The 12,030-nt window shown below is 65.8% G+C and carries 2 protein-coding genes; both read left to right on the top strand.

The annotated features are described in order from the left end of the window. A partial coding sequence (locus tag AWC27_RS11195; RefSeq protein WP_139836915.1) for a non-ribosomal peptide synthetase occupies window positions 1-5,780 on the top strand: 5,780 nt, incomplete at its 5' end. Window positions 5,781-5,962: 182 nt separating this feature from the next. After that, the coding region (locus AWC27_RS11190) for a non-ribosomal peptide synthetase (protein WP_139836914.1) at window positions 5,963-12,030 on the top strand (6,068 nt) is incomplete at its 3' end.

Below are 12,030 nucleotides of genomic sequence, written 5' to 3'. Positions count from 1 at the left end.
GTGGGGTGGCGCGTGGTTATGCCGGGCGGGCGGGGTTGAGTGCGTCGCGGTTTGTGGCGTGTCCGTTCGGTGGGCCTGGGCAGCGGATGTATCGCAGCGGGGACAAGGTGCGCTATAGCGCTAGTGGGGTGTTGGAGTTTCTGGGGCGTGTTGATGAGCAGCTGAAGGTCCGCGGGTTCCGTATCGAGCCCACCGAGGTCGAGGCGGCCCTGAGTGCTCACCCGCAGGTGGCTGCGGCGGTGGTCAGCGCCCAGGGTGATCATCTGGTGGGGTATGTGGTGCGTGAGCGCGACACGGTGGGTGCGCGTGATCGCCAGCACGAGCACCAGGTGCTGGCGCAGTGGCGGGGGCTTTATGACGCCCTTTACCGTGGCAGCGGCGGGGAGTTGGGGCAGGACTTCAGTGGTTGGAACAGCAGCTATACCGGGGCGCCGATTGCTGTTGAGCAGATGCATCAGTGGCGGGGTGCGGCGGTGCGGCGCATCGCCGGGTTGCATCCGCGGCGGGTGTTGGAGATCGGGGTGGGCTCGGGGCTGTTGTTGAGCGAGTTGGCGCCGGGGTGTGAGACCTATTGGGGGACTGATCTTTCCGCGGCCACGATCACTCGGCTGCAATCTCAGATCGCCGCCCGGCCGTGGGCTGATCGGGTGCATTTGCGGGCCCAGCCCGCTCATCTGGCCGATGAGCTGCCCCGGGGTTATTTCGATGTCGTCGTCTTCAACTCGGTCATCCAGTATTTCCCCAGTGCGGGGTATCTGCTCGAGGTGCTCGCCACCGCTGTGCAGCTGTTGGCTGCTGGTGGGGCGCTTTACCTCGGTGACGTGCGTAACCTGGGGCTGCAGCCTACCTTGAGTACCGCGGTGATCTGCGCCCAAGCCCACCCCGAAGACACCGTGGCCGTCGTCAAACAACGTATCCAGCGGCATGTGTTGGCCGAACAAGAACTGCTGCTGGCCCCGGAGTTCTTCACCACCTTGCCCCAGCAGCTGCCCCAGATCGCCGCGGTCGATATCCAACTGAAAAACCTCGACGCCATCAACGAACTCAGCAGCTACCGCTACGACGTCATGCTGCACACCACACCCACCACCGTGCACTCGCTGGCCGCTCTGCCCACCCAACCCTGGCAACGCTGGCGCAACCTGACCGCGCTAGCCCACTACCTCAAAGACCAGCAACCCCACAGCATTCGAGTGACCGCAGTGCCGCACGGCGGTATCGCGCCTGATATGGCACTGGCACATGCACTGGCCCAGGCCGAGGACTCGACGCCGCTGACCGCACTGCGACCGACCACATCCGCCCCTGAGGCGGTCCTGCCGCACCAATGCCATCTACTCGCAGAACAATTGGGCTACACCGCCGCACTAACATGGTCGGCCACTCCCGGCCTGATGGACCTCATCCTCATGCCCGCCGACCACGACGCGGCCCTATCCGACGTCTACCTACCAACCCCGACGCCCGGGGACGCCGAGCATGCCAGCGATCCCACGGCCAATCAGTGTGCCGGCGAGATCCGCCGCTGGGTGGCCGACCGGCTGCCGGAGTTCATGGTGCCGTCGGTGGTGATGGTGCTCGATGCGTTACCGATGACCCCCAATGGCAAAGTGGATCGAAAAGCGTTGCCCCGACCGGAGTTCACCAGCACGGTGGCATATCGCGATCCGCGCGATGGCCGCGAGGCGGTGCTGGTGGGGTTGTTCGCCGAGGTGCTGGACGTTGCCCGCGTCGGGATCGACGATGGGTTCTTCGATTTGGGTGGGCATTCGCTGACGGTGACCCGGCTGGTAGCGCGCATCCGGACCGAGCTGAACGTCGAGGTGCCGATCCGGGCGGTGTTCGAAGCGCCGACGGTCACCCAGTTGGTGGCCTGGATGGATGCACATGGCGGCGACGGGGTGCGGGCCGGGCTGGTGGCCCAACCGCGCCCGCAGCGGATTCCGTTGTCCTGGGCACAATCCCGGTTGTGGTTCTTACACAACTTCGAGGGCCCGTCGGCGACCTACAACATTGCGCTGGCGCTGCGGCTGACCGGTCAACTCAGCGTGACGGCACTCCGCGCGGCTCTGGCTGATGTGGTGGCCCGCCATGAGAGCCTGCGCACGGTGTTCGCCGAAATGGACGGAATCGCCGCCCAGCACATCTTGCCCGCCGAGACGGTGCGGGTACCGCTGACCGTCACCGAGACGGCCGCGGGTCGTCAACTGACCGAGGTGATCGACCGGGCCGCTGCATACCGGTTCGAACTGGCACACGAGATTCCGTTGCGGGCTATGCTGATTCGCCTCGGCGAACACGAGCGGGTATTGGTGTTGGTGGTGCACCACATCGCCGCCGACGGAGCCTCACTGGCGCCGCTGACCAACGATCTGGTCAGCGCCTACGCCGCGCGCTGCGCCGGCGCGTCCCCGACCTGGGCGGCGCTGCAGGTGCAGTACGCCGACTACACCCTGTGGCAACAGCGGACCCTCGGCGACGAAAGCGACCCCGATAGCGTGCTGGCGCGTCAACTCGATTACTGGAAAACCGAATTGGCCGGTGCGCCAGCACAGATCGAGCTGCCGTGGGATCGCCCCCGCCCCGCACGGCAGTCCTTTGCCGGGGAGTTGTTCTCCTTCAGCGTGGACGCTCACCTAAGGGCGCGCCTGGACGAGCTGGCCCGGCGCACCGGCACCACATTGTCGATGGTGTTGCAGGCTGCGCTGGCGGTGTTGTTGCGCAAGTTAGGGGCTGGTGACGACGTCACGATCGGCGGGCCGATCGCCGGGCGAACCGACGCGGCATTGGCCGACCTGGTCGGGTTTTTCGTCAATACCTGGGTGTTGCGGGTCCACACCGCCCGCAACCGCAGCTTCACCGAGCTGCTGCAACAGGTGCGGGCAAAAGCTCTGGCCGCCTATGAAAACCAAGACGCCCCCTTCGAGCGATTGGTGGAGCTGCTCAACCCCGCTCGCACCACGGCACACCATCCACTGTTTCAGATTTACTTCGCCCTGCAGAACAACCCGGCCCCTAGCTTCGAATTGCCCGGGCTGGCCGTCGAAGCCATGCCGGCATCCACCCACACCGCGAGGTTCGATCTGTCGATCAATGTGTTCGAGCCGCCTGCCGTGAGCGGACAGCCGCAGCCGCTACCCGGGGTGATCGAGTACGCCACCGACCTGTTCGATCGCTCCACCATCGACGCAATCACCGCCTGCTATCTGCATATCTTGGACACCGTCACCGCTGACCCCGACCGGGGCATCGACACGATCGAGATCACCGGCCGCGCCCAGCGCGCCGTGTTGGCCACCGACTACAACAACACCGCCGTCGCAGTGCCGAACGTCACGACTGCCGAGTTGTTCGCCGCCCAGGTCGTGCGCACCCCGAATGCCACTGCGGTGCGAGACGATCGGCACAGCCTGACGTATGCGCAGTTGGCGAAACGGGTTAATCGCTTGGCCCGCTTCCTGATTGCGCAGGGAGTGGGCCCGGAGGCAGTGGTCGGGTTGGCGATGTGCCGGGGTATCGATCTGGTGGTCGCCATGCAGGCGATAGCCGCCGCCGGCGGGGCGTTTGCACCGATCGACCCGACCCATCCGCCCCAGCGCAACCGCCAGCTGCTGCAGACGTTGGCACCGGTGTGTGTGCTGAGCACTTCGGCGGAGGGCTTCAGAGCCGCAGGTCTGGCTGTAGTCGACGTGGATCGCCTTGACCTGACCGGCTTTTCGGCGCAGCCGATCACAGATCCCGATCGCATATCCGGGCTTGAACCCGACCATCGGGCTTATCTGATGTTCACCTCGGGATCCACTGGGCGGCCCAAGTGCGTGTCGGTCACCCATCGGGCCCTGGTCAACCAGCTGTTGTGGCTGCAGAACCAGTACGGGGTCGGCGCCCAAGACGTGTACCTACAGAAGACGGCAGTCACCTTCGATGTGTCGTTGTGGGGTTATTGGGTGCCACTGATTTCGGGTGCGCGGTTGATACTGGCCGGCCCGGAGGGCCATAGGGATCCCCGCTATCTGGCCGAGACCATCGCCTCGCACGGTGTGACGTTGACCGATTTCGTACCGTCAATGCTGTCGGTGTTGTGTTCGGTGGCAACGCGGGAAGAGCTGGCGTCGTTGCGCGATGTATTCGTTGCCGGCGAAGCTTTGCCGTCGTCCACCGTCGACGCGTTCTCGTCGATCTGCGCTGCCGGTTTACACAATTTGTACGGACCGACCGAGGCCACGGTGTCGGTCACACACTGGCCCACCAGCCCCGGCCACGCGGCGTCGGTGCCTATCGGTATACCGCAATCCAACTGTCGGGTGTTTGTGCTGGACGCCGGCTTGTGCGTGGTGCCGGTCGGGGTGCCCGGCGAGTTGTATATCGCCGGCGTGGGACTGGCGCGCGGGTATCGGGGGCAGGGGCCGTTGACGGCGTCGCGGTTTGTGGCCTGCCCATTCGGGGGCGCGGGCCGGCCCGGGCAAAGGATGTATCGCACCGGGGATGTGGTGCGCTGGAATGCCCACGGCGCGTTGGAGTTTGTCGGCCGCGCCGACGATCAGGTCAAGATTCGCGGGCATCGCGTCGAGTGCGGCGAGGTGGCCGCGGCCCTGTCGGAATCTACCGGTGTCACCCAGGCGGTGGTGATCGCGCGCGAGGACCGCCCCGGCGACAAACGCCTCGTAGGCTACGTCACCGGAACCGCCGACCCGACCCGGCTGCGTGCCCAGCTCAGGGACCGGCTGCCGTCATACCTGGTGCCTGCGCGGGTGGTGGTGCTCGAGGCGATGCCGCTGACGGCTAACGGCAAGGTCGACGTCCGCGCCCTGCCGGCACCGGACTACCGCGACGTAGCGCGACACCGCGCCCCGGCCACCCCGGTCCAGCAGATCCTGGCCGGTCTTTATGCCGAGGTGCTCGGTATCGAGGGCGTGGGCGTCGATGAGTCGTTCTTCGACCTGGGCGGGGACTCGTTGCTGGCGATGCGCCTGGTGGCTGCGGTCAACAAGGCCCTGGACATCAGCCTTGTGGTGCGGATCCTCTTCGAGGCACCCACGATCGAAGCACTGAGCCGGCGGCTGACCGCCGACGATGGTTCGCCCGCCGTCGTCCCGGTTGAGACCCTCAAGGACGGGTCTGGGATTCCGCTGTTCTGTCTGCCGCCGGCGGGGGGTTTGAGCTGGCCGTATCGCACTCTGGGTGCATATCTGGACGGCCCGATCATCGGTCTGCAGCAAGACCCGGCCACCGGGCGATCGATCCGCGAGCTGGCCAAGTCCTACGCCCAAACCATTCAGACGCTGCACCCCGATGGCCCATATCACCTACTCGGCTGGTCTTTTGGCGGCGGTGTCGCGCATCAGGTCGCCGTGCAGCTGCGCCGGCAAGGATGCGTGGTGCAACGCCTGGTCGTTTTGGACCCCCCACCGGCGCTGCATACTCCCGTGTTCAGCGCCCTGGCCGAAAGCGACGTGCTGGACATGATCCGGGGCGCCGATGGCATCGACGGCGAACAGATCGGTGCTCTCCCGTTCCGAGAGCTCGTCGGAATCATCACCGAGAACGTCAACACCAACACGGTGCTGCAAGCGCACCACGTGCCCGAAGTCTTCGACGGCGACATGACCATCTTCGCGGCGCGCCCGGGTGACGGCGGCCCGTCGCTGCAACAGAGTTGGCGGCCATACGTCTCCGGCGACATCACCGAGCACCTCGTCGACTGCATGCATGAGCAGATGCTGAGCACGCAGGCGCTGAAGCTGTACGGCGAGCAGATCAGGGCGGCTCTCACCTACTGACGCAGGGGCGCCGGCGCGCTACGCAGCTGTTTTACCGGCGCGGCCGCCCCGGGAACGGAAACTCTGCCCAGAATCGGGCCGATACAGAGGTCATTGTGTCCATAGTTCCGGCGGAAAAACCCGTGTATTCGATTAGGGGACATCCAGGGGGCCATTCGATCGAACGACGACACAAGGTTGAGATGCCAACACCACTCGGGATTCGCGACGCCGGGCAGACCCTTCCGCTGACGCGCGCCCAGCTAGATGTATGGCTGTCACAGCAAATAGGTTGCTTGGTCGAAGAGTGGCAAACGAGCTGTTTTGTCGTCATTGCGGGTGCGGTGGATCCTGATGTGCTCGAGCGGGCTATCCGGCACGTCGTTCGCGAGGCCGACGCGCTAAGGGCCGTCCCCTTTGAAGCCGACGGCGAGATTCGCCAAGAAATCATCGCCGATCCCGAATTCGATATCGAATTCCGTGACTTGACGAGCCGGGCCGATCCGGTGGGCGAGGCCTACCGCCGGGCAGCAGAACTCCAGCGGGCCCAGTTACCGTTAACCGGCCCATTATTCCGATTCGCATTGTTTCGCACCCGGGCCGACGAATTCTATTGGTTCCTTTGTGTCCACCACATAGTTGTGGACGGGTCCACTTATGCGCTTTTTGCGAGCCGAGTGGCCAGGGTCTACTCGGCGATGGTTTCCGGCGCCGCCATACCGCCCACGCCGTTCGGCACGCTGCGCGAGTTGGTCGAATGCGAGCTGGAATACGAGAAATCCAGCGACTACCAGGACGACCTTGCCTATTGGAGCAATAATCTGCCAGCGCAAAGCGGGCCGTGCCAGCAGCTGCCGCAGGCCGCCGAGGGGTGCGATTCCTACACGGCTTCCGCACCGGTCGAATTGAACCCCGTGATTCTGGCCCGGATTGACGAATTGTCTCAAACCCTAGGCGTCGACCGAACATCGATCATCGCCGCAGCGTGCGCCCTATTGGTGCGTGCGTGGACCGGTTCCGGGCCGGAGGTGGCGCTGGACTTTCCGGTGAGCAGGCGGACGACGCCGAAATTGCGGACGATTCCAGGAATGGTTTCCGGATTTGTACCGCTGGTATTGCAAGCCGCACCGAATTATTCGCTTATTGATTTCTGCGAGCACGTCGAACACCGGATTCGGGACGCCGTGGCGCACCAACGGTTTCCGGTACGGACACCGCAGGCGGGCAGGGTTGTCGTAAATTTCGCGCCCTGGACAGCGGTAGCACCTTTCCATGGTGCCCGGGCAAAGCTGGTCTACACCGCATACGGCCATCTGGATAATTTCGGACTGTTCTTCATCAACGACGGCGGCCGGCTATTGCTGAGCACTGCGGGCCGCGGGCGCCCGTTTGCCGATTTCGGTGCCACCGACATAGCCGCTCGGCTGGAACGGGTGCTGGCGGCCATGGCCGCGGAGCCCGGGCGCCGACTTTCCGCGGTGGATCCCCTCGACGCCCAGGAGCGAGCCGTGCTGGACGGCTGGGGCAACTGGACTGCGGTCACGCCCCCTGCGGCCGCGGCTGGGTCGCTTCCGGCGTTGTTCGCCGCTCAGGTGGCCCGCAGTCCCGAGGCGGTGGCGCTGGTGCACGCGGGCCAGTCATGGAGCTACCGACAGCTCGATGACACCGCCAACCGGCTCGCCTGGGTGTTGGCCTCACGTGGGGTGGGTACCGGAGACGTGGTGGCGCTGATGTTCGAACGTTCGGCGCAGGCCATCATCGCCATTCTGGCGGTGCTCAAGAGCCGGGCGGCCTACCTGCCCATCGATCCGGCACAGCCACCGGCGCGGGTGGGACTCGTGATGAAGGATGCCGCGCCGGTGGCCGTGTTGAGCACCACCGAGTTGGCCGGGCGCCTGGGCGAATACCAGGTGCCGGTGATCACCGTCGACGACTTCGATCCCGAGTTCGATTACGGCCAAGCAGAACTGGTGCCGCCGGCCGGCGATGACATCGCCTACATTCTCTACACCTCGGGCACCACCGGCGTCCCCAAGGGCGTCGCGATAACCCATCAGAACGTCACTCAACTGACGGTATCCCTGGCCGCAGGTCTGCCATCTGCGATCGGACAGGTGTGGAGTCAGTGTCACCCGTATGCGTTCGACGTCTCGGTGTTCGAGATATGGGGTGCGCTGCTGCACGGGGGTCGTCTGGTCGTGGTGCCCGAGGCGGTAACCCGTTCACCCGAAGAGCTTCGGGCGCTCCTGATCTCGCAAGAGGTTGCCGTGCTGACGCAGACCCCGTCTGCGGCTGCCGCGTTGCCACCGCACGGTGTGGCGCCGACGGCGCTGGTGCTGGGCGGCGAGGCATGCCCGGCGGAGGTGGTCGACCGATGGGCCGACGGGCGGGTGACGGTAAACGCTTACGGCCCAACCGAGACGACGATGTACGTGTCGATGAGCGCCCCGCTGAAGCGGGGCGCGGGCGTCGTACCGATCGGTGTTCCGGTGCCGGGCGCCGCCCTGTTCGTACTCGACGACTGGTTGCGGCCCGTGCCGGTGGGCGTCCCGGGCGAGTTGTATGTCGCGGGCCGCGGCGTTGGCTGTGGGTATGTGAACCGGACGGCGTTGACGGCGTCGCGGTTCGTGGCATGCCCGTTCGGACCACCGGGACACCCGGGCCAGCGCATGTACCGGACCGGGGATGTGGTGCGCTGGAATTCCCGGGGCGCCTTGGAATTCGTCGGCCGCGCCGACGAACAGCTCAAAGTCCGGGGTTTCCGGATCGAGCCCGGCGAAGTCGAAACCGCATTGATGCTGCACCCCGCCGTCGCCCACGCGGTCGTCAGCGCCGGCAACGACACCCAACTCGTGGGCTATGTGGTGCTCGAGCCCGGTACCGAGGATGGCGATATCGCCGCGCAGCTGCGCGGGTTCGTAGGGCAGCGGTTGCCGCCGTTCATGGTGCCCGCGGTGGTGATGGTGCTGGAAACGTTGCCGCTGACGGCCAACGGCAAGCTGGACCGAAATGCGTTGCCGGCCCCGGAGTTCGTGTCGGCGGCCGCGTATCGGGGTCCACGCGATCAGCGGGACGCGTTGTTAGCGCGGCTGTTCGGCGAGGCACTGGGCCTGGAGCCGGTCGGCATCGACGACGGGTTTTTCGATCTGGGTGGGCATTCGCTGAGGGCGATCCGGTTGGTGGCACGCATTCGGGCCGAGCTGGATGTCGAGGTGCCGATCCGGGCGGTGTTCGAGGCGCCGACGGTGGCGCAGCTGGCGGATTGGTTGGACGTCCACCGTGGTCGTGGGGTCCGTGCCGCTGTGGTGGCACAAGCGCGGCCGGAGCGGATTCCGTTGTCGTGGGCGCAATCTCGACTGTGGTTCTTGCACAAGTTCGAGGGCCCGTCGGCGACCTACAATATTCCCTTGGCGTTGCGGTTGACCGGCGGCCTGGATGTGGCGGCACTGGGCGCGGCGCTGGGTGACGTGGTAGGCCGGCACGAGAGTTTGCGCACTGTGTTCGCCGAGGCCGATGGCGTCGCCTATCAGCAGATCCTGCCCGCCGAAACGGTTCAGGTACCGCTGATCGCCACCGAGCTGACCGACGGCCGGGAGCTGGCCGATGCCATCAGTGCTGCCGCGGGTTACCGGTTCGACTTGGCCACCGAAATCCCGCTGCGGGCAGGGCTGATCGAAGTGTCGGCCACCGAATACGTCTTGGTCTTGGTCATGCACCACATCGCGGCCGACGGTGCCTCGCTGGCTCCGTTGGCAAGCGATTTGGCTGCAGCGTATGCCGCACGCCGCGAAGGACGAGTGCCGCCATGGGCTCCGCTGCCGGTGCAGTACGCCGATTACACGTTGTGGCAACAGCAAGTGCTGGGCGAGGAAAACGACCACGAATCGGTTCTGGCAAGCCAATTCAGCTACTGGAAAACCGAATTGGCGGGTGCCCCTGAGCAGATCAGGCTGGCAACCGACCGGCCGCGCCCGGCTCAGCAGTCGTTCCACGGTGAGCTGATCTCCTTCGCTGTGCCAGCGGCCTTGCGCGAGCGGGTGGAGCGGTTGGCCCGGCGCACCGGCACCACCATGTCGATGGTGTTGCAGGCCGCACTGGCGGTGCTGTTGCGCAAGCTCGGCGCCGGTGACGATGTCTGCATCGGTGGGCCGATCGCCGGACGTACCGATGCGGCGCTGGCCGATCTCATCGGGTTCTTCGTCAACACCTGGGTGTTGCGGGTCGACACCTCGGGCAACCCGGGTTTCGAGCAGTTGCTCGATCAGGTGCGGACCAAGGCGCTGGCCGCCTATGAGCATCAGGACGCTCCGTTCGAGCGGTTGGTGGAATTGCTCAACCCGGCCCGTTCCACCACGCATCATCCGCTGTTCCAGGTGTCGTTTGCGCTGCAGAACAACCCGGTACCCACGCTGGAGTTGCCCGGGCTGTCGATCGAGGCGATGCCGGTGCCGACGCATACCGCCAAGTTCGATCTGTCCATGCACCTGTTCGATCTGCCTGCCGTCGGGGGCCAGCCTCAAGCGCTGCCGGGGTTGATCGAATACGCCACCGACCTGTTCGACCGGCCCAGCGTCGAGGCGTTCGCTGACTCTTACCTGCACGTCCTCGACGTCGTCACCGGTAATGCCGCCGTAGGTGTCGACACGATCGACATCACCACCGCCACTCAACGCGAGCTGCTACTGGACGCGCACACCAGCACCGAGATCCCCGAGACGACCATCCCGGAATTGTTCGCCGCCCAGGTCGCTCGCACGCCGAATGCCATTGCAGTACAAGATGATCAGTACCAGTTGAGCTACGCGGAGCTGGCAGATCGAGCCCGCAGGCTGGCGGCTCGGCTGCGAACCTACGGCGCGCGACCGGAAAACATCATCGCCGTGGCGTTGCCCCGCGGGGCGGAGTTGATCACCGCGCTGCTGGCCGTCACCCAGACCGGGGCGGCCTACCTGCCCATCGACCCGGACTATCCCAGCCAACGCACCGGCTATATGCTCGCCGACGCCGCCCCGCGACTGCTGATCACCGATGCGGCCACCGCGCCCAGCTTGCCCGAGTCCGGTATCCCGCGGCTCGTCCTGGATCAGCTTGACGCCGATCCTGCCCCGGAGCAGCCCCCCTCGGTGCGGCCGGAGCCGGACAACCTGGCCTACCTCGTCTACACCTCGGGGTCCACCGGAGTGCCCAAAGCCGTAGCCGCCACACACCGCGATGTCGTGGCGTTGGCTTCGGACAGCTGCTGGGGGCAGGACCATGAGCGAGTTCTGGTGCACTCGTCCATCGCGTTCGACGCATCGACCTACGAGGTGTGGGTGCCGCTGCTGCGCGGTGGTTGCCTGGTTATCGATTCGTGCGCCGGAAACGAGATCACCGCGCTGACAGCACAAATCGCGGCGCACCAGGTTACCGCCTTGTTCCTGACCACGGCTTTGGTTGACCTGGTCGCCGAGGCGCCCAGCGAAAGCTTCGCTTCGGTTCGTCAGCTATGGGTGGGCGGTGAGGCTTTGACACCGGCGGCGGCCGGCAAGCTGCGCGCCGCTCATCCGGGACTCGAGCTGATCAATGTATACGGCCCGACCGAAACAACCACCTTTGCAACATATTTCAGGTGCGGCGATGCCGGCGACCTTGGCGGAGCGTCGGTGCCGATCGGTGGCCCGCTGGACAATATGCGGGTCTTCGTGCTGGACGCGGGACTGTGTGTGGTGCCGCCGGGAGTGGCCGGGGAGTTGTATATCGCCGGTGCCGGTGTGGCGCGGGGATATCGGGGTCAGGCAGCGCTGACTGCGGCGCGGTTTGTGGCGTGTCCGTTCGGTACGGCGGGGTCTCGGATGTACCGGACCGGGGATGTGGTGCGCTGGAATGCTCAGGGCGCGTTGGAGTTCGTCGGACGTGTCGATGATCAGGTGAAGATCCGCGGGTTCCGCATCGAGCCCGGCGAAGTGGAAGCCGCGCTAACGAGTCATCCCCGGGTGGCCCAAGCGATCGTCACACCTCACGACGACCAGCTCGTGGGTTATGTGGTGCTCGACGGGCAGCAGATGCTCGAGCGCGAGCCCGAGCGCGAGGCCGAGCTGGTCGGCCAGTGGCAGCAGATCTACGGCGGGCTGTATGGGGAGTCGATGTTCACCGCGGAGGCAGTCGAGGCCGAATTGGGCCAGGACTTCAGTGGCTGGAACAGCAGCTACACCGAGGAGCCGATTCCGGTGGCCGAGATGCGGCAGTGGCGTGCGGCGGCGGTGCAGCGCATTGCGGGGTTGGGGCCCAAGCG

The sequence above is a fragment of the Mycobacterium szulgai genome (assembly GCF_002116635.1).
In the GTDB taxonomy this organism is placed as follows: domain Bacteria; phylum Actinomycetota; class Actinomycetes; order Mycobacteriales; family Mycobacteriaceae; genus Mycobacterium; species Mycobacterium szulgai.
This window is presented reverse-complemented; position numbering and strand designations above follow the sequence as displayed.